Here is a 25,276-nt window from a genome sequence, read left to right as displayed (position 1 = left end):
GCCCAGAATCTCAATAGCTTAATAAAGGGCTCCCCTCCGGAAGTTCAATGAGCATCCAAATTCCAAGCTGAAAAGCAAAGGAGTATCGAAGCCGTCAATGCTCATTTCCTATCGAACAGGCAGGTCAAAACAAGCTAATTAGCCCGATGAACTGCTTGTATTTTTGTCTACAAAATTGTATACAAAAAGAGAATCCGAGAACCGGCGCTCGACATTATGTCGATCGATAGGAGGCGCCATGGATGCTAAGCAGCTCGAAAAGATGATGGGGTTTGCTCCCGGAGAGTTGAAGAAAACCGCGGAAGCCTACGAAAAAGATGAGTGGCCGAAAGGTCACACCATCAAGTTGGGAAGGCCACCAATCTCCGATGAGCCGAGCGTCGTTATATCAGCACGTGTGGGCGAATCGATTCTTGAGGCGTTTGACGAAAAAGCCAAACGCCATGGGCAAACACGCACGGAGCGGCTCAGAGAGCTCATTACACTTGATGCACTGATTGCCTAGGCCCGCTCCCCCGTCGGACCCAAACATGTACACCAGCATCCAAAGTCGACATTTTTCGACATCTTTGGATGCTGGTGTACATGTTTTTGCTACATAGTCGTTGGGGACGTCCTTAAATGACCAGTCGTTAAAGAACGCCCCCGATGACTAGTTAGCCGTGGAAGCGAGCTGTGGGTGCAAGCGGCTGTTCACGAAAGACGCGCTCGACGGCAGCGCGGTATTCGTCGACCTTTTTGGTCTTGCGTACGATCTTGTGGACGGTAGCGGGATCAGCGAAAGCGCACTTGGCGTAGAACCACCACTCCTTCATGCGGAAGACCGCATTGCCGCCAATCTCTTCTGCATATGCCGCAAACAGCGTGTCGTGGAAGCGCTGCAGCTCAGCAGCCGTTGCAGCAGGGCCGCCCTTGACCATGCGAGCCAGAGCGGGGTTCGCGAGCAGGCCACGCCCCAACATCACATGGCGCGTGCCGGGATAGGCCTCCACCAGCGCGTCCATATCCTCAAGATCAAAAATGTCACCGTTATAGGCCACGGGGAACGGCGCACGCTCCAGCGTCTCGCCATAAAACTCTTTGCGCGGCAAGCCCGTATAGCGGTCCTTCTGTACGCGCGGATGCACGATCAGCTCTGCCAACGGCATGCGGCAATACAGATCGAGCACGCGCTCGTATTCGTCGTCATTCTCCAGCCCCAGCCTGGTCTTTACCGACACCGGCAACGGCGACCGCTCGCACACATCGCTTAAGAACGCCTCGAGCTCGTCGAGATTGCGCAAGAAACCCGAGCCCTTGCCCTTGGCGACAACCGTTCCCGAAGGGCAACCCAGGTTGAGATTGACCTCGCGGTAGCCCATGTCGGCGAGCACCTGTGCCGCCCACACAAACTCGTCTGCGTTCTTGGACATCAGCTGAGGCACCACGTTGAGCCCCTGGTTATTGGCAGGATCGATCTCCTTAAACGCCTTGCCGCCAAAGCGGTTTCCCACCCGCGGCGGCGGCAAAAACGGCGTGTAATAGCAATCGAGCGCACCGAAGCACTCCGCATGCACGCGACGGAACACATGCCCGGTAATCCCCTCCATAGGGGCCAGCGAAAGGATCATCTACTCTTCTCTCATATCAACACAACAAAGGGGCCGTCCCTTTGTCACATGCATTATGCCTTGCGCTTCAGGCGATTCACAAGGAAGAGGTAGCTACTGAACGATGACCACCCTCCAGCCGCACCCCATACAACGAGGTTTAATACTTTTCCCGAGTAGTGAACGAGTGAAAACGGGCCCCGAAGCATCGGCACTTTCGAGATGCAATTTCCTGCGGTTTTGCCAGCCAAATCCTGCGGGTTTGACGTCTAAAAATGTCGATGCTTCGGAGGTCCAAGTATGGCCGTTCACTTCTCGGAAAAGTATTAGACCTCGATTTACATGCCACTCAATGTGACAAAGTGGCTGCTCCTTTGTCACATTCGATGAAAAAGGGCACCGATGTTAGTCGATGCCCCCAAAGCGGCTGCAGGTTAAGCCCTACAGCGTATGTCTAAGACGAATCGAACTATTCGTCCCAGGAGAGGTTCTTACCAGTCTTTTTTGCCAGCAGCAAGAACAGGCCGATAATAACGTTGCATGCGATGCAGAAGATGAAGACGCCCTGGAAGGAGCCGACAAGCTCATAGACCTTCATCATAACGGGCATGCCAAAGGCGCCGACGATATAGCCCACGGAGCAGATCAGCGCGAAGATGCGACCGAAATCGCGGGAGCCAAAGACATCCACAACCAAAACGGTCAGGGCAGTGCCAGCGATGACGTACATTACGTCGTTCACGCCTGCTGCGAGGATGCTGAGCGTCGAGTTGCCGCTGCTCATCATGAGCATGACAAAGGAGAGGATGGAGACAGCGAGCCAGCCCAGAATGGCCTTCGTGCTGCCGAACCTATCGCAAGTGGTGCCGACGATCGGATTGAGGAACAGATCGAAGAGCGATGCAGCGGATACCATGAAGCCGCCCACCATGGGGCTAAAACCAACCTCGGAAGCATACGTCGGGAAGAGCTGGTTCATGCAGCAAGTGAGCTGAACGAGACAGAGGAAGCCGATGCAGAAGAAGAAGGCAGGCGACTTAATGGCGCGCGCATAGCTAACGCCACGCGTGCTATCCTCGGTCGTCTCCTCGGTCTCGGTGACCGTCTCGCCCTCGACGTAGCCATAGGGCAGCATGCCCTTGTCCTGAGGCTTATAGCGAATAATCAGGACGGAAGCGGGGAGAATGAGCACGGCGGAGACGCCAGCGAGCACCAGATAGCCAGTCCTCCAGCCAGCGGCCTCGATGACAGAGGTGATGACGGGGCTCATGATGAGCATGTAAATCGAGTTCACTGCCCAAGCGAGACCGATTGCCAGGCCACCAGATTTTTTGAACCACTGGTCAATAACGTCGGACATGGCGACGCCGGTGGTGAAGGCGAAGCAAACGCCAATCAGGGCGCCAGCGGCGATGAACATCCAGACTTCGGTGTAGAAGGCCATGCCTGCGCCGGCAGCAAGCAAAATAAGCTCGACAACGGGGAGCCAAACCTTGCCAACGACCTTGGGAATGAGTTTTCCGACAAACGGAAGAGCTGCCGCAAGACCAATGAGCGTTGCGGTGAAGTAATACGAGAAGATGGAATAGTCAAACCCGAACTCCTCGCACACGGGTGCGACGAAGGAGCCCGCGATGACGCTATAGGATCCGGTCGTGCCGGCAGACATAAGGCCGAGCGCGATTACGAGAACCCATGCGTAAACCTTGCTGCTCTTTAACTTTGCATTTTCCATTGATACAGCTCCTAGAGACCCAGAAGGGCACACATAACGGCCTTGATGGTGTGCTGACGGTTCTCTGCCTCACGGAAGATGACCGAAGCGTTGGCCTCAAAGCACTCGTCGGCAATCTCAAAGCCCTCGGTGATGATTTCGCGATGGAGGTCGTTCTTGCACTGGTCGAGGAGCATTTTGCCGACACGGTGATCTGCGTTATGGACAGAGGGAAGCTCATGCATGCAGAAGATGTCGGGATTGTTGGTGCGCTTGCACAGCTCGCTGGTGACGCGATAGGGGTACAAAGACTCGGCATCGCCCAGCCAGGAGTTGTAGTCGTCGGGATCCAGAACCTCTTCGCCGCACTCGGGGTTGATGTAGCGCCACTCCTCGGTAACGATAACGTCAACGCCATCCAGGGCATCGAGGTCAGAGGTGATGGTAAAGGTCCTATTGGGAGCGTACTTGGCGTAGCAGGCCTCCACCTCTTCGATCATTTCCTTGCACATCTGATGACGGAGGTCGTCGGGGCCGATGGCGAGGAAGTCCATGTCGAGCATAGCGCACAGACGGCCATACCACACCGGGGCGCCGGCGCAGTTGCCAACGAAAGCCATCTTCTTGCCGCGGCTCGTACGCAAACCGCCCCATTGCTCTTCCATCGTAAGAGCGTCAGCGAGCATCTGAGTCGGGTGATCGCCGAGAGTAAGGGCATTGATGACCGGGATGTCAACCAGGTCGGCGACGTCATAGAGGAACTGCTCGTCCTTCTGTGCGCGATAAACGATGAGATCATACATGCCGTTAAAGACGCGCATGGCGTCCTTGACGGTCTCGCAGTCACCCATGTGGGAGTTGGTCAGATAAGTGAAGCCCATGCCCAAATCGTTGCAGGAGGTCTCGAATGCGCAACGAGTACGGGTCGAGCCCCACTCAAAGTTGGCGAGGACGTTTTTGCCGGGGAAGTAGCGCTGGTCGACACCAGACTTCTTCTGAGCCTTAAGGTTCCAGGCAAGATCTATGAGATAGCGGAAATCCTCGGAGGAGAGATCATGGATGTTGATGTAGTCGCGACCGCGGAGGCTGTTGTTCATGCCTATTTCCTTTCGAATTATTATCAAAATTATTGTTGAATGTGTCCCCGAGGAAAACACGGATATCCCTCGGGGAGCGGTACATGTGGCGCCTAAGCCAAAGAGCGCAGGCTCTAAGGCTCACTAACGACTGGCCGCCACGTCCTTAGTCCAGCAGTGCACGCCGCCGCCGGACAGGTTAAGCGCGAGGGAATCAATCATGATGACCTTGCGATCGGGGAAGCAGCTCTCAAGAACTGCCTTGGCCTGCTCATCCTTCTCTTTCACGACCTCGCTCATGCCCTCGTGGTAATAACGCTGGCCAAGAACGACGCCGTTGCAAATCAGGAAGTTGCAGTAGCTCGCTGCGGCGTAGAAGTGGACGGGGCCCTCGGGCCAGGGGGTGCCATCCATAAACTTGCCGCCCATTTCGTCGATGAAGCCCTTATAGAGCTCGTAATCTTCATCGCCAGGGGCGATAACGACTTCAATAGGCTCGGCGGTGGGCATACGAACAATCTCGAAGGGCTTGCCCTCCCAGTCCGTTTCGTTGCTCAGGATCTCGTAGGCTGCCTCAATGCGGCGACGAGACTCTGCTCCAGCCCTGCTCGAGGCTGCCTCTTCATCGGACACCTCGGCAAGAAGAATCTTGTTCGGAGTGATAAAGCGACACATCTCATCAATGTGAGCTGCAAAGCTCATGCCAAAGACGGGAGTTCCGTCTTCCTTCTCGTCGAGGATGCCCAGTCGATAGTCGTCGTCCTCGAGCATAGGCTGCGGAAGCCAGATAACCTTGTTGAGGTTGTAGATGCGCTTATACTCGGCCTCTACTTCCTCTTTCGTGAACTCGGGATTACGCTTGCGGCATTCCGTGTCCTCGATGGCGATCAGAGTGCCGTGACCGTCAAACTCGCGGTCGCCGCCCTCCGAAACCATTTCGGAATTGACGATATCGAAGCAACCGAGCGCAACCGCCATGTGAACGGCTGCCTTACGTGCGGACTGGCACTCCGGGGAGTTCTTGTCCCACACGCCGTAATAGGTCCAAGCGGGGTTGACCATATAAGAATGGCCCTTGGCGTCGACCATGATGCTGGGACCGTTGTCGCGGACATAGAAGTTGGAGTCTTCGAACTGCGTGATCTCGATGCGATCGAGATCAACCCCCTCCTCCTTCAGGCGCGAGCAAGCCTCCTCATAGGAGCCGGGGGTGCCGCAATTGAGGTTGACCGTAACGTCGCCATACTCGAGCAGAGCCTTGATCACGTCAACGCAGGGCTGGCGGTTATCGTAGCCCTCTGCACGGATGTAATCGGGAAGCCATGTCACATAGACGTTGGAGCGCTTCTCGAACTCGCCCGGCATACGATAGTTCTCGTACATGGTTGGTCCTTCCGTCGGGTTTCCCGCGATGCTGTCCGGCCGCGACAATAGCGGGGTTTCACCTGCTATAGTACTACTATACCTACCGTTCGGTAGATAATTTTGAATAATTGCCGCTCGCCTACTGATACATACCGTTCGCCGTATATAGTGGTCATGTTTGGACACGAATTGATGTTCCGTTGCCATCCTTAATAATGTTGGTAGTGCGGAAGTGATTTGCAATGGAGAAATGCAGCGTGAGCACAAGAAAAAAAATATTGGACGCAATGTACGATCTTGTGGCAGAAGTCGGTTATGACAAAGCGTCTATCGGAAAGATTTGCGACTTTGTCGGTATATCCAAGCCGTCGGTGTACTACTACTTTCCCTCAAAAGAGGAGATTTTCACTACGCTCTTGGACAGCATGTTTCCGACCATTGACTATCAGCGCGACTACTCGCTAATAGTCGATAGGGACGGGTTCAAGGCCGCGCTTATCGAGCTCGGCAATTCAGTTATAGGTGGCTATCGAAGCGATGAAAAGCGCCGGCGCGTGCTGGCCGAGGTTAGCGTTCAAGCAAATCGAATTCCTGCAGTTCAGGAACGTCAAGCGACGGCGACCAAACGAACCATGGATGCGCTTAAAGACATCCTTCTTCATGGTGTAGAGATTGGCGCGTTTTCCGATAGCGCCGACGTAATGCTCTACGTACAAATTCTTTATACCGTTCTGGAGGGAGCAAGCAATACGGTCGCTCAAGGTGAGGATATTGATGAGAAAGCGGTTTGGGCGGGAATAGTCGAGCTTATGTTCAAATAGACCAGCCAAGCTGAAGCGCATGTTGGCGCCCATGGTGCCTGCGGGCAACCTTTAAAACGAAAACAGGGGTCGACTCCAATCTGGCTTGGAGTCGACCCCTGTTGCGTGGCAATCTATGCCGGTGCAATCGGCGCTTATTACTTTTCAGCAGCCTTATTGAGAAAGCCGGAAACGATAGCAAACGCAGCAATCATAAGGTTGCAGGCAATGCAGAAGATAAATACTCCCTGGAATGACCCTGCCATGCCGTAAACCTTCATCATGACCGGCATTCCAAAAGCACCGACGACATAGCCCGCTGAGCAAACGATCGAATAGATCCTTCCAAAATCGCGTGATCCAAAGAGCGAGAGGAGAAGCATCGGCATTGCGGTTCCAACGATGGCGAACATGACATCGTTTACACCAGCTGCAATGATGGAAACGGTCTCATTGCTTCCGCCAATGATAAGAAGCAGGAATGAAAGAATGCTGACACCTGTCCATGCGACCGTTGCTTTAATAGCGCCAAGCTTGTCGCATGTTTTGCCCACGAAGGGATTTAGGAAGATATCGGAGAGTGAAGCTGCCGAGACCATTAAGCTTCCTACGATAGGATTGAAACCGACCTCGCTTGCATAGGTTGGAAACAGCTGGTTCATGCAGCAGGTGAGCTGCGCCACGCAAAGCAAGAGGACACAGAGAATAAAAGACGGCGTTTTCGCGGCATCGCGGAGTGCCATGCCCGAAAGGACATCTTCCTGCTCATCGGCGCTGCAGCTCTCATGGGTTTCGGAGGCGGTCTCTCCGTACGGAAGCATATTGCGATCAGAGGGGTTAAGGCGAATGATAAATGCGCTTGCAGGCAAAATCATAGCTGCAGAAACGGCCGCAAGCACGATGTATCCCGTACGCCAGCCTTGCTGCTCGATGACCAGCGTAATGACAGGACTCAATAACAGCGTGCAGAGAGAATTAACGCCCCAAGCGAGGCCGATGGCGAGACCGGACGATTTGCTGAACCATTGGTCAATGACATCGGACATGCAGACGCCCGTTGTAAACGAAAAGCAGATGCCGATCACTGCGGCGGAGACGGTGAACATCCAGACCTCGGTGTAGAACGCCATTGCGGCGCCGGCGGCAATAAGGACGAGTTCAATGCAAATATGCCATGGTTTGCCGATTACTTTTGGAATGAAGCGACTCAAAAGCGGAAGCCCAAGCGCAAGGCCAAGAAGAATCGCGGTGAAATAGAAAGAAAAAGAAGTGTAGTCAAAGCCCAGATCTTCACATACTGGAGCAACGAATGAGCCGGCAATAATGCTATATGTGCCAGTTGTTCCGGCGGACATTAAGCCGAGCGCAATAACGACGACCCAAGCAAATGCGCCGCTTTCACGGAGACAATCTTTTTTGGCTGGTGTGGTGAGAGTCATGGTTGCTCCATTTCTATCGGCAATACATCCTATATGCCTACCGATAGGTATATAAACCAGAGGACTCTTCGTCAAGCATTAAGCGGGGAGAGGGAGTTCTTAACCTGCCGAACGGTAATTAGACCCCGTTTTCGCAAGGGTCTCAATGTGACAAAGGGACTGTCCCTTTGCCACATTATTCGGAGCGCAGGGCTTCGACGGGGTCCTTCTTGGATGCGCTACGGGCCGGCAGCAGGCCGGCAACAACCGTCAGCAGCACCGAAATTGCAATGAGCACCAGCGCATCCTGCACGGGCAGACTCATCAGGTTGGGGACCTTTTTGGCCGCAAGCGCCCAGGCATTGACCGGGAAACTCACGAGCACCACGACGACAATGGCAAAGACGCCGGCGATGAGGCCCTCGATAAAGGTCTCGGCATTGAATACGTTGGCCACGTTGCGCTTCGACGCACCGATTGCGCGTAGGATGCCGATCTCCTTCTTGCGCTCCAATACGCTGATGTAGGTGATGATGCCGATCATGATGGAGCTCACCACCAGGCTGATACTCACGAATGCGATGAGCACCAAGCTGATGGTGTTCACGATGTCGGTCACCGAGCCCATGATGATGCCCATGTAGTCGGTGTACGAAATTGCCCGATCATCGTGGCCAGCGGCTTTGACCTGCTTGTTGTACGCATCGATGTGATCGAGTACGCGCTCCTTGGCCTCAAAGTCGCGCGGGAAAATCTTAACCGAGATGGGGTCTGCCTCATCCGCATAGCCCAACGTGGTCAGATTGTTGTCGTAGGTGAGCTTCGAAGCCTTGGCATAGCTCATCATGAGCGAACTCAGGTCCTCGGCGTCCATGTTGAAATGGATGGCACGAGCAAAGGCGCTCGCATCCACGTGCATGGCGCTCGTCAGGTTGGCAAAACTCGAAGACATCTGCGTCGCCATCTGGTCCATAAGCCCCGCTGCGCCCGCCTTGAGCTGGGACGATACCGTCGACGCTATCTGCTCGCTGATTGCCTTCATCACCTGATCCATAGCCTGCTGCAGATACGGAGCCAGCTGCTTTTGCACATAGTCGGTCATCGCCTGTTGCAGGCGCTCAGCCAGGGCATCGCCGCCGAGCGCCTTCAATTGAGCCAGGCATTGCTGGGCTGCGGCATCATGCTCAAGATACGTCGAGAATGCGGCAGCGAGCTTTGACGCGTCTTTAAGATCTTCGGGCGACAGCGCCTTAAACTGATCAGACTGCAAAAAGCCCTCAAACAGCTGGTTGGCTAGTGCTCCCACCTGCTGCATTTGCTCGGGCGTGAGTTCCAGACCGTCAAAGATACCCGAGAAATCTGGGGTTGGCGCTTTTGCCATGATGTCGCTGAAGTCGATGTCCTTGCCAACGCCCGAAAGGTCAATGTCCAGCCCCGACAGATCGATGCCAGAAAGGTCCATACCGCCGGCCGCACCCGAGAGTGCAGACGCATCAAACGAGAACGCGCTCTTGAGCGCCGCCTCGTCCACGCTGAACATGCTGCTCAGATCCACGCCTTGTTTGGCCTCGCCTTGCAGTTCGTCGAAGGTTTTGCCCGTAAAGACATCCATCTCGGGGTGAGCAAGCTGCTCCTGCACAATCTGCGAATTTGCGGCGCGTTCCATAAGCTGACGAGTCAGTGCATGCGTATAGGCAATGCCCGGGGTCAATGCGCTCGCGTTGGCCGTCTCGTTAGGTCGCACCACGCCCACAATGCGCACGTCAATACCGTCGGCAACCTTGGCCGTCATAAAGTCGGCATCGTCAGACATGTCAGTCCACATGCCAGTCTCTTCGTTTTTGCGATACGCATCAGCCGGCGACAGCACCTTAAACGTGGTAGACAGCGCATCGTCGTAGGTAAAGTCGGTGCCGGTCTCGGGCGTTTCGACCCCACCGTCAGCCGTCATAGCGCTGTTTACCAGATCGTTGAGCTCATTGATATCCAGCGCACCGATGCTGTAGAGCGTGTAGTCGCCCACCGTGCCACGGCTCGAAAGCACCATCACGGCTTCGTTAGCAGACGTAGGCCAATGCCCCGCCACGACATCGTACTGGCTGTCGAGCAGGCTCTGGTCGTCGATCATCTCGTTAAAGACCGAGGTTCCCATGGATTCCATGCTCACCGTTGCCGCCGAGCTCGCGCCTCCGCTCATTGTCTCGGTCATAGCGTTGGGAACAAGCCGGACGGGCTTCTCGTCACCCTTACCCGCACGATAGACAACCGGCGTCACGCCGTAGCCGTACTGGATGGCGTTGACCTCTTTGTCGATACCGTCGCCACCGGCATCGAGCCATGCCTTAAAGCTCGTCATGTCGTTGGACTTAACACTTGCAAACATATCCTTTACGGCCGTAACCACGGGAATTTTATCGGTTCCCTTAGCCTTGCCGCCGGCACTGTCGTCGGACGAATCCACGTTTTCAGACGAGCCATCATCCGCGGCCCCCTGTCCGCCCATCATGGACGACAGGTCGTAATCCTGCTTGGAAATGGTGAGCGGGTAGCTCGAGAGCGTATCCTCCTCGACCTTTTTGATGTAGCCGTTTACGCCATTGGACAGCGCCAGAATCGCCGCGATACCGATAATGCCAATCGAGCCCGCAAAGGCCGTCATGGCCGTGCGACCCTTCTTGGTCATGAGGTTTCGGGCAGAAAGCCCCAGCGCCGTCACAAAGCTCATCGAGGTTTTGCGCGTAGGCTTAGCCTCGCGACGCGCGGCCTTGGCAACATCAAAGGGGTCGGAATCGTCGGTGATCTTGCCGTCCGCCAGGTTGACGATGCGTGTGGCGTACTGGTACGCCAGCTCGGGATTGTGCGTGACCATAATAACCAGACGGTCGCGCGCCACGTCCTTGAGCAAATCCATGACCTGCACGGATGTCGTTGAGTCCAGGGCGCCGGTCGGCTCGTCTGCCAGCACGATTTCGGGATCGTTGATCAGGGCGCGGGCGATGGCCACGCGCTGCATCTGTCCGCCCGAAAGCTGGCTCGGACGCTTGTTAACGTGCTCCCCCAGGCCGACTTTCTCCAACGCCTCGCGCGCACGCTGGCGGCGCTCGGCATGCCCCACGCCCGTGAGCGTGAGCGCCAGCTCCACGTTTTCCAAAATGGTCTGATGCGGAATGAGGTTATAGCTCTGGAAAACAAAGCCGATGCGGTTGTTGCGATAGGCATCCCAATCGCGATCGCGAAAGTCCTTGGTCGAGATGCCGTCGATCAGCAAGTCACCAGAATCAAAGTGGTCCAGTCCGCCGATAACGTTGAGCATCGTAGTTTTACCCGACCCCGAAGGTCCCAGAATGGCCACGAACTCGTTATCGCGAAAAGCCAGGCTCACGCTGTCGAGCGCCACCTGCGTAAACGACTGCGTGACGTACCTTTTGCAAATACCTTTGAGCTCCAGCATGGACGGCAACCTCTCCCACGCGGGCGCACTTGCCCGCTCTTCCCCGCCGTTCGTATTCGACGCGTTTGTCCTACTCTATCCCCATTTTTTGTCGGAGCCAGTGAGGAATGTAACGAACGGCGCCAAAAAACGAACGGGATGGCACCCAAAAGAAGAGGTCCCGAGCGGGACCTCTATATGGTGGAGCTTATCTTGAAAGGTAGCGGACTACTTCGCACAGCGGCGCACGATCCTCGCTATGCTTTACGCGTTTTTTACTGCTCGCTATTTGCAATCGCCTGGTCGATAAGTTTGTCGAGTGCTGCGCGCTGCTCGGCGGAGCTGATGGCTCCCACGATTGGATCCCCTACGATGTTGCCATTCTGATCGATGACATACGTTGTCGGGAACGAGAACAAATTTGACGTAAACTTACCGGCCTCGCTATCCGACTTGAACCAGATGTTCTTATACGTCACGCCCTTCTTGCTCAGCACGTCCTTGGCATCTGCAATCTCGCCCTTGTTGCCATCGAGCGTAAAGGAATTGACGCCCACGACCTGGCCGCCCTTCTTGGCAAGCTCCTTATTCAGGTCCTCAAGATCGCCCAACTCGCCCACGCACGGCTTGCAAGTGGTGAACCAGAAGTTCATGACGGTAACCTTGTTCTTAGAGAACAGCTCGTCGCTGCTCACGTCGTTGCCGTCCAGGTCCTTGCCCGTAAAGCTGGGGAACTTCGTCGCCTCGCTCGAAGCATTGGCACCAGCCGTCATGCCAGCGGTCGAAGCGTCGACGCTCTCGCCTGCGCTCGGCGTGCTTCCACAGCCGGGGAACTCCTTCTCCAGGCTCTCGAGCTTGTCCTCGATCTCCTTGATTTGCTGTGCGCCGGCCTTGAGCGTCTTAAGCTCATCCGTCGTGAACTCATCCTTGGCGCCGTCGATGGTCTTGAGCAGAAAATCGCCGTAATTGCTGCCGTCCTCAATCATTGCCGAGTCTTTATTTGCCGCATTGAATACCTTTTCCCACAGCGCGTTATCACTCGAAAAGATCTCGTTCTCCTTCTGCATGAGCTTCGCATATAGCTCGGCGGCCTCATCGGCATTGGTCGGCTTCTGCGCAGTGAGTTCTGCAATCTTAGGATCGGAGCCCGCAGATTCGCTCACATTGCCACCGGGTGAAGAACACGCCACAAGACACAAGGCCAGCACCGGTACCATAAACAGGGCCGCAATCTTAGAAAGCTTCATGGTCATTCCTCCGTTTTGTCGAAGCTTGTTTACTTTTTATCGGCGGTCAAGGGAAGCTTTTCCGCCGACACATCCAGGCCATAGCGATAGCTGATGGCATCGACAGGACAGGCCTCAATGCACTTTCCGCACCGGATGCATTCGGCATGATTGGGCGCGCGGACCACATCAACGTCCATCTGACAAACCTTTGAACACTTGCCGCACGAGACGCATTTGCATGCATCGACCCGGATGCCCAGTAGGGATACCTTATTCATGAGCGCATAGAATGCGCCGAGTGGACAAATCCATTTGCAGAAGGGGCGGTAGAACAAAACGCTCAGCACTACCACGGCAATGAGAACGGCAAGTTTCCAAGTAAAGAGATGTCCCAACGCAGATCGAATGCCGGCATTGGCAATGGCCAGAGGAATGGCGCCCTCGAGCACTCCCTGCGGACAGATGTACTTACAAAAGAACGGGTCGCCCATGCCCACGTCGTTAACCACCAAGACGGGTAGCAGCACCACGGCAAACAGCAGCATGCCGTACTTGATGTACGTGAGCGGCTTAAGCTTTTTCGTGGAGAACTTTTTGCCGGGAATCTTATGAAGCAGCTCCTGCAGCCAGCCAAACGGGCACAGAAAGCCGCATACAAAGCGTCCCAGCAGCACACCGAGCAAAATGAGCGTACCGGTGACGTAGTAAGAAAAGTTGAACTTGGATGAACCTACCACCGACTGGAACGACCCGATGGGGCACGCACCCGATGCCGCGGGGCACGAATAACAGTTAAGCCCAGGTACGCAGACTGTTTTTCCCGCGCCCTGATAGATGCCGCCTTTGGCAAAATTTGGCAGGTGAATATTGGTGACCAGCGTCGCCGCCGCCTGAATGAGTCCGCGAAATCGGGCCAAAACATGCGACGCGGTGTTTGCTCTTTTATCCAATTCCGATACACTCCAAGCACAGCCTAATCGCTTTGGCCAGCACGGCATCCGCCTCGCCACGCATAACGCCAAAGCACACCATGGCAATTCCGACGATCAACAAAGCGACCTGTACCATGGGTTTTACCGCTTTGAACAACTCGACCACTCCTTTCGTTACGCGACCATTGGACCATATCGACTATAAAATCCGTGTTAAGCGCGATTTGGAATGTGCAAGGAGACTGTTATGCGTATTTTGATCGTCGAGGACGAGCGGGCGCTGTGTGACGCAATCGCGCGCAGCTTGCGAAACTTGGCGTACAGCGTCGACTGCTGTCACGACGGACAGGAGGCGCTCGACCTACTGGACGTTGAGGCCTTCGACCTCGTGGTACTCGACCTCAACCTTCCCCGTATCGACGGCATGACCGTACTTAGGGAACTTAGGAAAATTGACTGCGAGACTAAGGTACTGATTCTGTCCGCACGTGGCGAAGTATCCGATAAAGTCGCTGGACTCGATGCCGGCGCCAACGATTACCTCACCAAGCCGTTTCATCTGGACGAGCTTGCGGCAAGGATTCGCAGCCTTACCCTCAGACGCTTTACACAAAGCGACATAGTTTTAACCTGCGGAAAGCTCAGCTTTGACACCAAAGCGCGCATCGCTTCCGTGGACAGTGAGGCTCTATCTCTTACACGCAAGGAAACGGGAATCTTGGAATACCTGATGCTTAATCAGGGGCGACCGGTAAGCCAAGAGGAGCTTATCGAGCACGTTTGGGATAGCAGCGTGAACAGCTTTAGCAACGCAACCCGCGTTCATATCTCGTCGCTCCGAAAAAAGTTGCGCAGCGCTTTGGGATACGATCCGATTCGCAATCGGATTGGAGAGGGCTACGTTATGGAGGATGGCGAATGAAAGGGCTTTCTCTGCAATGGCGCATAACAATCATGACGGCACTGTTAACGTGTGCGGCATGCGTGCTGACGAACTGCCTGGTCGGCTATACGGGCATGCGCTACATGGATGCCATCGGCAGTGACATCTCGGCCTTTAACGCAACCGGCGAAGATTCGCCCCAGGCGTTCGACCCAACGAAAGCGACCCTCGATGAAAAGGTCACGATCGTCGTAAACGACGCACAGGAGTCTTTTGGCACGACAACCTGGTGCATCACGGCTGGAATCACACTCCTTGGCGGCGTGCTGGCATACTTTGTGAGCGGCCGTGCGCTCAAACCGCTACGGGCTTTTGCAGCCCAGGTTGAGCGCGTACAGCCTGACAACCTAAGCGAAATCAGACTCAATGAAGATGTGCCCACCGAGCTACAACGATGCAGCGCCTCTTTCAACGACATGATCGACCGTCTTGGCGAAGGGTTCTCTGCACAGCGTCAGTTTACCGGCAACGCCGCACACGAGCTGCGCACCCCGCTCGCCCTTATGCAAGCACAGATTGAACTATTCATCTCCGAGCACTCCGGTTTGCAACCCGAAACAGCCGAACTGCTCAGCCTGCTACAAGAACAAACCGAGCGCATGTCTCGAATGGCCAAGGTATTGCTCGAGATGAGTGAGCTCCGCAGCGTTCCTTGCAAGGACGATGTGGAACTTGGTCCCTTGTCCGAAGAGGTCCTCACCGACCTTGCGCCACTTGCCGAAAATAAGGGCATAGCTCTCAATTGTGCTGGAGACGCTTTAGTAATCGGAAGCGACACGCTCCTCTATCGGCTGGTGTTTAACCTGGTCGAAAATGCCATCCATTACAGCCGCCCCGGCTCGACTGTCAACGTCTCCATCAGCGACAGCGACAGCCACGTGCTCCTGCGAGTCAAAGATGAGGGCCCGGGAATACCCAAACAGTACCGAGAGAGCATCTTCCAGCCGTTCTTTCGTCTAGATAAATCCCGCAGCAGGGCATACGGCGGCGCAGGACTCGGGCTAGCGCTTGTTTGGGAGATTGCAGCCCTACACGGCGGCACGGTAGAGGTCGAAGCAAGTTCCGAGAACGGGACCACCATGCTCGTGACCCTCTCAAAGGGGGCCACCACGTGATCCGACTGTCCAGGGGTCCCACTCGGCATTGCGAAACGCGTCCCAAAACTTGGACATGAGAAATGGGAGGCAGTTCGCATCTGCGCCGAGGACGAAGTCCTGGCGGGAATTCAGGATGCGCAGAGGAAGCTTACGGCAGAAAACCCCGACAGAGTCGTGACCGTCGGCGGCAACTGTATGGCGTCGCTTGCCCTCTTCGATTACCTGCACGGGAAATACGAGAACGTTGGAATCGTCTGGATCTATGCGCATCCGGATGTATCCACGCTGAATGATGGCTACCCCAACGCTCACGCCATGGTACTTGGCAACCTTTTGGAACAGGGTGCACCGCAACTCGTTTCGCGGATGCGGCATCCGGTGTTTAAGCCGAGCGATGTCCTGCATGTCGGGCTACAGCAGCTCCACGACTATCAGGAAGTTCGCTTAAACAAGCATAGGTGTTGCGGTTTTAGCCGATGTCCTCATGGAGGAAAACGACATGCTGGGTCTGTCTGATTAAAGTCCAACAGTTTCCATGAGGCATCTAGCACGGTAAAAGCTAAAGACCCGGGAGACCCCAAACTGTCAACCATCTTTACGGGTGCAAGGGAAACGGGCAAGACAGCCCCCTCTCGCTCCTATCCGAAACGGCACTTGAACACGGCTGGATTGCAGCGAATGTCTCCGCCATGCCCGGCATGCTCGAAGATATCATCGAGCACACAAAGGAGGCCGCAGGCCGTTACCTCTCGCAGCCCCATACACGCGTGAGCGGAGTTCAAGTTGGGCAGCGGGGCGGTTTAGCGCGCCAATATAATCAAATCGTGCACTTCCATAGCCTCTCGTCTACGTGGTGTACCGTCGTCTCCCCTTTTATCAGAGTTGGGCGATTTCAGGCACCCGAGCTGAACTCAAATTGAACTCAACGATGCCTTATCGGTCGAGGGCGTCCTAGCGAGAATATACAGAGGCGCACATTTCGCAGGGAACCTCCCATTCGTTATCATATCGGGATGCTGTCAAGGCAGCGTCAATGCGTTCGACCTACACCTTCTCGCTTTTCGAGGCCTCGTCTGCAGGACCATCGGAATCGATACGGAATCGATCGGCATACCATTCATCCGAAGCAATCACCTTATGGAGCATCTGGAGATGCAGGTCGACATAGTGGCAGAACGCCTTGCCGCATTCCACGAGAGGCGCATTGTTTCTCTCGTTGGGCTCGGCTCCAAAATTAAACTCGACCTCATAGCCCTCCCCAGGCACACCCATGCTCGGCAGAACATCAATGGAGAAGTGGACGAATCCAGACGTCACCTTGTATACATCTTTTACCTTTGGATCGAACTTCTCGAGTAAGTCTTGAAGTCTTCCATCGGACATCTTCTCACCCGAGAAATCTTTCAGCTTGTTCACAGGCACACCTTGAAACACCTGCTTGAGAAAGTCATCCTGGTCTTCGGCGGCGAATAATGCGAATGTCCGCAGGCAGACTCCAACCTGTGCGCGGAGAAGCTGGGCGACGCAAACAAGATTCCTCGACTCGAGCATGGAGATGAATCCGTCTATCAGTCTCATCGCATACTCAGAGGAGGATGCCAGATATAGATCCCATTGGGTAAAGTCGCCGTTCATGAAGGGAATCACTGCATTGCGCTCGGCGACTCTCAAGGCACTCAGGCTTTGTTCTATTTTCTCAGCTTCTTGTTTGAACTGTTCGCTATCCAAAATGCCCCCAAATGCCGGCTTCTCAACAAATCAAAAAAGCAGGAGAGATAGAGATTAGGTTCCTGCTCCACTGAACCCGCGCTTCCAGTCGAGACACTCCTCCTCGAAGATCTCCCCAGAGTCCCGTCTCTCGCGCCCCTCACGGAACTGTCCATATCAGTGTAGCCAATCCAAGCACAGCCCCACCGCACGGCCCAGTCGCTTCCGGTCCTGCGTGGCCCCATGAAGGCGGAAGGGCGTGGTTGTCGTCATCGCGTTCCTTTCTCCTCATACCTTTTGGGCATGCGTCACGGGCCCCCGCGCGGCGCCGAGAGCGAATCGGCGCAGGCTTGGGGCCAGTTGCGTAGAGGTTGAGGTTCGGGTTTCGCCGGCTTACGCAGCTTGGCGGGCAGAGCGCCCGGGCTCGCTGCGCCTAGGGCGCGGCGGGATCCGCGACGCCGGAGGTGTCGATCTCGCCCAGATTGGCGAGCTGCTCGATGAGGGGGAGGCCCATCGGGTCGTCCACCTCGACGCCGCCGAGCACGATGGTGCTGTCGCGCGTGTCGATTTGGGTTGTGAACACGGCCGGGTCGAAGCCCGAAGCGATAAAGCCAATGCCCGCGAGGACAACACCCGCGGCAACGAGCCCGCCCGCCACGGCGAGGTAGATCTTCTTCGCGCTGGTCATGGTACTCACTCCTTTCTACGCCGCGAGATGCGCGGCAGCGCCGCCCTTCTCGCCCTTGCCCTTCCAGAAGGGCGAGGCGGCCTTCCTCGCCCAGAGCGCCGAAAGGCGCGCAATTTGTTTTGAGGCGGCCCAAGCGCCAGCACCAACGAAGAGCGCCACGCCGACGAGGCCGAGCCCCACGCCCGCCGAGGCGAGGGCGTACGGGAAGTGGCCGATGGTGACGCCGCTTACGGCAAGCAGGAGCTCAACTACGCCCACGCCCCCGAGTGCCGCCGCGACGATCCACACGCAGAGTGCCAGCAGCCAGATGCAGATATAGACCGTGACGGCCACGGCGGCGAAGGCGGCGAGCAGCGGCACCCACACCGGGGAGCCCACGATGGTCAGCACCCACAGCAGCGTGGTGCTGCGCCGGCGCGTCCTCGCGATCGCGCGCGGCACGGCGGGCAGGTCGTCGAGCGTGGCCTCCGCCACCTCGCCGGGTGTGCCCATGGCGGCCACGGCCTCCTCCTCGCTCATACCGTCCTCCATGCGGTCAGCGATGGCCTCCGCATAGAACGCCTTGGTCTCCTCCACCTGCTCGGCCGGCAGGCAGGCGAGCAGCTCGCCCAACCGGCCCAGAAACTCATCGCGCGTCATGGTGCGCCCCCTCAACGTATGCGTAAATCTCCCGTACGGACGGCCACTCGGCCAGGAACTCCTCGATGCGCGCTCGCCCGTCGTCCGTGATGCGGTAGTACCGGCGCAGCCGCCCGTTGTGCTCGGCAGAGCGCGCCGTGATGCACCCGGCCTTCTCCAGGCGCTTGAGTAGCGGGTAGAGCGTCGACTCCGTGAGCCCCATGCTCGCCGGTACGTCCTTCACGATCTGGTAGCCGTAGGACTCCTCGCCGGAGATGGCCGCGAGCACGCAGGCCTCCAGGAAGCCGCGCTTCATCTGTGCCTCCATCCGCACACCTCCTCTCGTCATATACTATGCTATACACACTATACGATGCAAGGTATTAGACGTCAACTCTCATAGCGAAGATTCTCCGGCCCCTGCGCGCTGCGAACGTGATGTCGCGGGGCGGTTGGCATTATGCATGAAACGTCAAGTAACGCTCTTTTGATCCACTTCCACTCGGCCCCATATGCCTTGTACAACGCTCCCCCTTCGACCTCGGGTTCAAGAGAGCCGCTAGGCTGGACGTGCCGGACGGTAAGGTCCTGGACGCCATGGTGGACTTCTCCGATGCCATGCGGGTCATGGGTCTACGCCGATGGAGGCCCACGCACGCGGCAGGGCTCGCCCGTCACCGCTGGTCGCCGGACGGTCCCCACGCCCCGCTCGCCAACGCGCAGGCGACAGCAGCAGTCCAGCGCTGGCTGGAGACGACGGAATGCCCAGAAGATGCGTTTCCCATCGCTGCGGCAGAGCTTTTTACAGGGGTGGCAATTTTTCCGAATGTCGAGGTCAGCTAGGCTTCGGTAGCCACCTTGGGAGCATCGACAATAGACTCTTCCTTTATACGTTCGGCATAATCGTAGGCGATACTCACAAATTCCAGTCCCGAGCAGCAGGGGTACAATTGCTGCTAATGTTGCCACCTGATGGGAGATGGAAGATGGACTGCGATGGCTACCCGCGCATTCCCATGCCGTTGATGTGCACTGCCTTTGTGCCGGGGCAGATTGACGCTGCGGTTGCAGGCATTTCCGACCCCGATTCGCGCACCATCGCCACGGCAGAAGCGCTGTACTTTCGCGGACAGGCCACACCCGCCGCCGAGACAGCACGCCCCTATCTTGACGCCACCGACCCCGCACTGCGTTATTCCGCATGCCTTATCTGCGGATATGCCAGTCTGTCGCTCAATCGTATCGCCGATGCCCGCCGCTGCCTTGCGGGCATCCTCGATACGCCAACTGACGAGGAATCGCCCGCCGTCCACGCCACGCATATCCTATTCGCCTCCGCCGCGAGCGTCCTGCTGCACTTGCCTTCCCCGCATTCCGCCGAAGAGTTTTATCCGCTTGCGGCGCATCTGCCCGAAGGCCTGCGCCTGTTCGCCAGCTACGTGATGGCGCACGCCTTGTATCTGCGTGGCGAATACGGCCGCAGCCTAGGCATGGCGGAAAATGCCCTGATCATGAAACAGGGAAGTTATCCCATCTCGGAGCTGTTCCTGCACCTGTCGGCTTCCATGGCCTGCATGAGCCTCAGGGACATCGACGCCGCAAAAACGCACTTCGGAGCCGCTTGGAACATTGCGCGTCCCGACGGCCTTATCGAGCTCATTGGCGAGCACCACGGCCTTTTGCAGGGACTCATCGAGGCATGCCTAAAAACGCAATACCCTGACGACTTCGCGCGCATCATCGAGATCACGTACCGCTTCAGCTACGGCTGGCGGCGCATCCACAACCCCGATTCGGGCGAGGACGTGGCCGACGATTTAACGACCACGGAGTTCACCATGGCCATGCTCGCCTGCCGCGGATGGACCAACGCCGAAATCGCACGCCACATGGAAGTATCGCCGGGCACCGTTAAAAACCGCCTATCAGGAGTGTATGCCAAGCTTGGTATCGGAACCCGCGCCGAGCTGGTCGCCCATATGTTGCGTTAGCGACCGGGCTGCCAAGCGCATCGAACGCGTTCCGGAACCCGGCGCTTCGCTCGATTAATTTGGACATTTTGACCCTTGAACGGCACTACCGCCACGGGGCACCTTCTCGCAAAATTGGATTATTTCCACCGATACCTGCGGGATGGGAGCCAAAGATGCTTGATCGCCGTTCGTTACTTGTTGCCGGAGCGTCCTCGCTGGCAAGCATTATGTTGCCGCGCGTGCCAGGAAGCGCAAACGCCTTTATATTGCCGTTCGCGCCCACCGAGGCCTATGCCGACGAAAAAGACCCCTTCAGGGTGCTCGTTCTCTCGCGTACCATGTTTGGTGTGGTCGTGGTCGACGTCGCCAACAAGAATACGCCCATTACGGGTGCCCAGGTCACGCTCACATCGCGCTATACCGCAGGCAAGCAGCTCACCGCCACGACCGATGACGAAGGCACGGCCATCTTTGAGATCGCGCCGCTTTCGGAAGGCTACGTGGACGAGGCAACGCTTCTCGACGCGTACGACTTTAACGGCGGTATCTCCATCAGCATGAAAGGCTACCGCGATGTCGAGATTCCCCTCGCACGTGTCCAAGGCGGCACCGCCATTACCGCACCCACACGTCCGCTCTCCGATGGCGAGCCGTACTTTCGACAGCTCACATTCGACGAATGGGACATCCAGTACGCCGACGCCACGTTTATGGCACTGCCGAAGGACGACACGGCAAACGACCAGCCCGACACGCACGCTTTTACCGTGCAGGCGCATCTGCCACAGGGTGGACAGGCAACGTTGCACATCAACAAGGTAATGCCCGTCACGGGTAGCTCGCCCGAAACCGTCACGCAGATTGGCCAAGTCAAAGCCAGCGCATCGGGCGCAGATAATCTGGCGACGTTCACACTCGAAGACAAGTTTCTCGACGCGGCATCGGGCCTTCTGGAAGAAGGGTGCAAATTGCGCTTTGTCCTCGACTATCAGGGCAAAACCTACACGCTCTCCTCCCCCATGACCGTTGTCACCGCGCCGGCGGCAAAGGCGGAATCCGGATCGACCACTATCGTCCCCACTACCATGGACCAAGAGATCACTCCGTTTGATTTCCCGGCGGCGTTTCCCGGCATCGGCGGCAATAAGTTCACGTGCTGGATGCCCTCATTCCCCATTTTGTTCGATTTCTCTTTTGCCGGGTACGTGCTGTTTGGCGGAGGATACAAACCGGTCGGCTACATGAACGATTCAGGCAATCCGGATCCGGAGTACTGGAAGAAATCGCCGCGCGAGTCGGGCGCCAAGCAGGCAAACCGCTACCTCGACGAGATGGAGGGGAAGTGGAATCAGTACAAGAGTATGAGTGCCGGTTCGGGAACCGATCCAAGAAACACTAAGCTCCTTCGCCACCATTGCACGCTGCTGTTCACGATGGATATCGCCACACAGCTGTACGGCTCGCTCGCCTACGATTGGGTGGGCAAAACCTGGGGCAACAACAACGACCCCGCATACGGCAATATTAAGGCGCTCTTTCAAGTAAGAGCCGACCTCAATTGGACCGAGCAGTTTACCCTAGGACCGGTGCCGTTTTTCCTAAACGTCAACCCCTGGGTGCTGGCGAAGCTGGCGCTCGCCGTGGGTGCCCACACGCACGGCAGCGGCGCGGCGTTTTTTAAAAACATTTCGCTCGACTTTTCAAACACCTCGGGCTCATTCACCATCCAAATCGGGCTTGTCGTCACCTTTGGCGCCGGCGTTGCAGGCGTCGCTTCGTCTGCCGTGCGCGGCGCCGCATCCCTCACGCTGTTCATTGGGTACGAGAAGGCAGATGGACACCAGCTTCCGCGACTGCGCGTAGGTGCAGACGTCGATGTCGATGTGATACTCCAGTTCGTAATGTTCAAGTGGACCACCAAGGCTTGGTCGGGGTCGTGGCCCACACTCCTCGATTCGTGGAATATGTCGGTGAACAATGGCAACCAGTATGTGCTCCAGCGCTCTGAGCTCGCATTGGGTGGAGATACGCCTTACACGCTGGATGCCCGCTTCGGCATGCCCGGCAACATCGAGGCGGGCGGCGTGCCGCAATTTATCGCATCGGCCACCATCGTCACCAACGCCGAGCTGCTCGCACGCGCTGAGGTTATGGCCACTGCAAGGAATGTCGAGCCTACCGTACGCGATTGGGACCGGTCGGTCACGCGCATTGAGCTCGAGGCAGATGCAGAAAGCGACGACACGGGACAGATCGAGCATTTCGTCCACGCACTGATAGAAAACGACGAAAACGCCGCGCCGATGTATAAGTACACCTATATCGGGCAGGCGAAGGACTCCGCTGCGGACCCCAACGCCAATTCTGCTGGTGTATCGGAGGACGAGCGTGGCGGCATCAAGCCCTCGAGCGACAACGTGCTGTTTGCTGGCGTGCTCAGCGAAGCCCACATGAAGCTGGCAATGATTGCCGGCGTAGAATGCCTGTTCCGTATCGCCTCGGTGCGCTACGGCGACAATGGCCGCTCGCGCCTAGTGGTGCACACAAAGGCAAACGGCACATGGTCCGCTCCCACGCCCGTGGACTTCCCCCTTGGGTTTGGCGAGGGCGACGTGGAGCGCAGCGGCATATTCGATTACGACTTCGACGTGGTGGAATATACGGACGGAAGAGGAAACCAGGACGCCTACGTGCTGTTGGTCTCGGGCGAGCGCCCCGACGGCGACAACACCCTTTTCGATACGGCAAGCACAGCCGGCATACTGTCCGTTGTGCGTCTGCGCATAAGCAACGACGGAATTCGCGTGATGTCGCATACGTCATGGCGCAGCATTTCGCGCGGCCGCCTTCAGGAGGATGGCTGCCATTGTCTGCAGTGCCCACGCATCACGGTGGGCAAGGCGCTGGTCGACGGACGTCTGTCGGGCGCTTACCTCCACCGCCGCGGGACCACCGCAGAAAAGGCGCTCGGCAGCGAGGCTGAGGTTGCGCTGGAGTGCTTTACCCTATGGTCGGACGTTTCGGGCGACAGCCTGACGTTCCGCCAAGTTCTCCGCTTTCCGCAAGCACCGTCGAGTATCGAGCTGGGTGAGCCCGAGAATATCAACGGCAAAATGGTGGTGCCCGTTGCATACGAGACCGCAGACGGTTGCGGCTGCGCATCGTACGCCGTGATCGGCCAGTCCATCGCGGGCTGGGGCGTTATGTCGCCAGATGCCACAGTACCCCACGCGGTGCCGTGGCCGCAGCACACGGGCTTTTTGGCAACTGTCAACGAGCAGCTGCAGCATGTTACGTGGACGCGAGGCGCATCGGCATTTGCAACGCAGCCCGTGGGTGCCGCAGGCTGTGGCCCGGCATCGTTTAGCGTAAGCAACAACGGCAGGTGCGTGCTCTATGTAGAGAACACCGATGGCAAGGTGGGACAAACCTACGACGAAGAAGGCAACCCGGTTGCAGTGATGGGCAAGCACTTCCGCATCTTCGCCAGCACCTTGGCGGGCGATCTGTTCACGGAGCCGTTTGTGATGTGCGAGCTGGACCATCCCGTCGATCAGATAACGACGTTTTTGACGTCGGGAGGCATGCTCTCCGCACTCGCCACGCACATTGTGAGCGCGGAGAAGAGCGAGGCAGAGCTGCACGGCATCGAAGTGCCCTTGGTGGCGTGTGCCACTCCGACGGGCGCGGTCGCTACCTCGGGCGCGGTGGTGCCCGGAGCAGCAGGCGAATCCTTCATGGTCACGGTGCGAAACGACGGCAACACCTTACTGACCGCCGGCACGATCGATCTGTACCGAGAGGGCTCCAGCCAGCCGTTCTCCAGCGCATCCATCGGATTCGGAGTGAACGCACGCATGGCTTCGATCTACGATCCAGAGCTTGCCGAAGACGCTTCGGCCAACGATATGGCACACGTGAAGTACGCGCTCAAGACGCTGGGCGCACGTTTTGCAACGCACCCGCTGGTAGCCGACAACGGCAACGCCGTGCTGGCACCGGGTTGCACGGCACAGTTCCGTATGAGCTTCGCCATCCCCGAGAGTTGGAGCGACGAAGTGGGCAAACGCGTAACGCTGTATGCGAAGGCGCGTAATCTGGTGGCGCTCGATCCCGTAACGCTCGAAGAAATTCGACCGGGCGCGAACTCGGCGCTGGGTGCTGTACTGCACGAGCTCCACGTGCCCGACGCGGCATGCGAACGCTCAGAAGTTCAGGTCGGCGTATGCGACAGCGCGGACGCCACAGGGCTTCACGACGCTCCGATGACGGCGGACGGCGATGGTGGCTCAAGTGGCGGCGGTACTGACGAGGGCGGCGGCTCCGGCGGAAGCAGCTCCGGCAGTGGCAAGGACCACGGCAATAACAAGCGCTCCGGAAAAGCGGGCGCGCTTGCGGGCACGGGCGATGCCAACGCTCCCCTCACGGCAGCCGCTGCAGCACTCGCCGCGGCAGGCGCCGGCCTCATCGCCTACAGCGCCCGCCGCACGGCGCTCGAGATCGACACCGCCGATGAGGTCAATTCTGATAAGCCTCGCTAGCTCCTAGTTACTTTTGTGAGAGACGCCGACTCGGCTCATCGAACATCAAATGGGCTGGTTCTGGATACCCAGAGCCAGCCCATTACGCATTAGATGTCGTCAGAGGAGTTGAGTTCTGCCTCGAGCTTGGCACGCCGTCTTTTCGCCAACAATCCG

General features: G+C 57.1%; 20 protein-coding genes. 7 read left to right on the top strand and 13 right to left on the bottom strand.

What is annotated here, in order from left to right; genetic code table 11:
• Positions 1-238: 238 nt before the first annotated feature.
• On the top strand, positions 239-505 hold the full coding sequence (locus AB5767_RS03065) for a ribbon-helix-helix protein, CopG family (protein ID WP_368131511.1): 267 nt from the start codon (positions 239-241) through the stop codon (positions 503-505).
• Positions 506-656: 151 nt separating this feature from the next.
• On the opposite strand, the gene AB5767_RS03060 is transcribed toward AB5767_RS03065, so the two are convergent.
• The 4 genes from AB5767_RS03060 to AB5767_RS03045 form a co-directional block, all read right to left on the bottom strand.
• A complete protein-coding gene (locus AB5767_RS03060) occupies positions 657-1,610 on the bottom strand; it encodes a tRNA dihydrouridine synthase (RefSeq protein ID WP_117840389.1) in 954 nt (317 codons plus the stop codon).
• A gap of 448 nt (positions 1,611-2,058) precedes the next feature.
• Complete coding sequence (locus tag AB5767_RS03055; RefSeq protein ID WP_368131509.1) at positions 2,059-3,324, bottom strand: MFS transporter; 1,266 nt, start codon at positions 3,322-3,324, stop codon at positions 2,059-2,061.
• An 11-nt stretch (positions 3,325-3,335) separates the two neighbouring features.
• The gene (locus AB5767_RS03050) at positions 3,336-4,400 is read right to left on the bottom strand and encodes an ornithine carbamoyltransferase (protein ID WP_006234575.1); all 1,065 of its coding nucleotides are present in this window, start codon (positions 4,398-4,400) and stop codon (positions 3,336-3,338) included.
• Positions 4,401-4,523: 123 nt separating this feature from the next.
• Complete coding sequence (locus AB5767_RS03045; protein WP_368131508.1) at positions 4,524-5,762, bottom strand: agmatine deiminase family protein; 1,239 nt, start codon at positions 5,760-5,762, stop codon at positions 4,524-4,526.
• A gap of 239 nt (positions 5,763-6,001) precedes the next feature.
• On the opposite strand from AB5767_RS03045, the gene AB5767_RS03040 reads away from it, so the two are divergent.
• Positions 6,002-6,565: a TetR/AcrR family transcriptional regulator gene (locus AB5767_RS03040; protein WP_022094929.1), complete on the top strand. Its 564-nt coding sequence runs from the start codon at positions 6,002-6,004 to the stop codon at positions 6,563-6,565.
• Between the two features lie 137 nt (positions 6,566-6,702).
• On the opposite strand, the gene AB5767_RS03030 is transcribed toward AB5767_RS03040, so the two are convergent.
• From AB5767_RS03030 to AB5767_RS10020, 5 genes are all read right to left on the bottom strand, one after another.
• The gene (locus tag AB5767_RS03030; protein ID WP_117840391.1) at positions 6,703-7,983 is read right to left on the bottom strand and encodes an MFS transporter; all 1,281 of its coding nucleotides are present in this window, start codon (positions 7,981-7,983) and stop codon (positions 6,703-6,705) included.
• A gap of 175 nt (positions 7,984-8,158) precedes the next feature.
• Positions 8,159-11,413, bottom strand: a complete 3,255-nt coding sequence (locus tag AB5767_RS03025; protein WP_368131507.1) for an ABC transporter ATP-binding protein/permease — start codon at positions 11,411-11,413, stop codon at positions 8,159-8,161.
• Positions 11,414-11,667: 254 nt separating this feature from the next.
• Positions 11,668-12,639 (bottom strand): TlpA family protein disulfide reductase, encoded by a 972-nt coding sequence (locus AB5767_RS03020; RefSeq protein WP_368131506.1) that lies wholly within the window; start codon positions 12,637-12,639, stop codon positions 11,668-11,670.
• A 29-nt stretch (positions 12,640-12,668) separates the two neighbouring features.
• Entirely contained in the window at positions 12,669-13,571 is a 903-nt protein-coding gene (locus AB5767_RS03015) for a 4Fe-4S binding protein (RefSeq protein WP_368131504.1), read from the bottom strand.
• On the bottom strand, positions 13,564-13,635 hold the full coding sequence (locus tag AB5767_RS10020; RefSeq protein WP_254179316.1) for a CD1871A family CXXC motif-containing protein: 72 nt from the start codon (positions 13,633-13,635) through the stop codon (positions 13,564-13,566). The genes AB5767_RS03015 and AB5767_RS10020 overlap by 8 nt, the downstream gene beginning before the upstream one ends.
• 147 nt (positions 13,636-13,782) lie before the next feature.
• On the opposite strand from AB5767_RS10020, the gene AB5767_RS03005 reads away from it, so the two are divergent.
• From AB5767_RS03005 to AB5767_RS02995, 3 genes are read left to right on the top strand one after another with little or no spacing between them, the layout of a single operon-like run.
• A complete protein-coding gene (locus AB5767_RS03005; protein WP_438265963.1) occupies positions 13,783-14,475 on the top strand; it encodes a response regulator transcription factor in 693 nt (230 codons plus the stop codon).
• Positions 14,472-15,611: a HAMP domain-containing sensor histidine kinase gene (locus AB5767_RS03000; protein ID WP_368131501.1), complete on the top strand. Its 1,140-nt coding sequence runs from the start codon at positions 14,472-14,474 to the stop codon at positions 15,609-15,611. Before AB5767_RS03005 ends, AB5767_RS03000 begins: the two co-directional genes overlap by 4 nt.
• Positions 15,612-15,638: 27 nt before the next feature.
• Positions 15,639-16,109, top strand: a complete 471-nt coding sequence (locus tag AB5767_RS02995) for an arginase family protein (RefSeq protein ID WP_368131529.1) — start codon at positions 15,639-15,641, stop codon at positions 16,107-16,109.
• Between the two features lie 528 nt (positions 16,110-16,637).
• Here AB5767_RS02995 and AB5767_RS02990 read toward each other — a convergent pair.
• From AB5767_RS02990 to AB5767_RS02975, 4 genes are all read right to left on the bottom strand, one after another.
• Positions 16,638-17,321, bottom strand: coding sequence for a hypothetical protein (locus tag AB5767_RS02990; protein WP_195361944.1), 684 nt, complete (start codon positions 17,319-17,321; stop codon positions 16,638-16,640).
• A 412-nt stretch (positions 17,322-17,733) separates the two neighbouring features.
• The gene (locus tag AB5767_RS02985; protein ID WP_118081429.1) at positions 17,734-17,988 is read right to left on the bottom strand and encodes a hypothetical protein; all 255 of its coding nucleotides are present in this window, start codon (positions 17,986-17,988) and stop codon (positions 17,734-17,736) included.
• Between the two features lie 15 nt (positions 17,989-18,003).
• The gene (locus tag AB5767_RS02980; RefSeq protein WP_138114217.1) at positions 18,004-18,627 is read right to left on the bottom strand and encodes a DUF1700 domain-containing protein; all 624 of its coding nucleotides are present in this window, start codon (positions 18,625-18,627) and stop codon (positions 18,004-18,006) included.
• On the bottom strand, positions 18,614-18,934 hold the full coding sequence (locus tag AB5767_RS02975) for a PadR family transcriptional regulator (protein WP_172622486.1): 321 nt from the start codon (positions 18,932-18,934) through the stop codon (positions 18,614-18,616). The genes AB5767_RS02980 and AB5767_RS02975 overlap by 14 nt, the downstream gene beginning before the upstream one ends.
• A 658-nt stretch (positions 18,935-19,592) precedes the next feature.
• Here AB5767_RS02975 and AB5767_RS02970 point away from each other — a divergent pair.
• Together AB5767_RS02970 and AB5767_RS02965 are read left to right on the top strand one after the other, a co-directional pair.
• A complete protein-coding gene (locus AB5767_RS02970) occupies positions 19,593-20,597 on the top strand; it encodes a helix-turn-helix domain-containing protein (protein ID WP_368131498.1) in 1,005 nt (334 codons plus the stop codon).
• 155 nt (positions 20,598-20,752) lie between these two features.
• On the top strand, positions 20,753-25,120 hold the full coding sequence (locus AB5767_RS02965) for a hypothetical protein (RefSeq protein WP_368131497.1): 4,368 nt from the start codon (positions 20,753-20,755) through the stop codon (positions 25,118-25,120).
• The last annotated feature ends 156 nt before the right edge of the window (positions 25,121-25,276 follow it).

It is taken from the genome of Collinsella aerofaciens (assembly GCF_040926265.1).
Lineage (GTDB): Bacteria > Actinomycetota > Coriobacteriia > Coriobacteriales > Coriobacteriaceae > Collinsella > Collinsella aerofaciens_BB.
The sequence above is the reverse complement of the archived record's forward strand: the minus strand, read 5'-3'. Positions and strand labels throughout refer to the sequence as shown.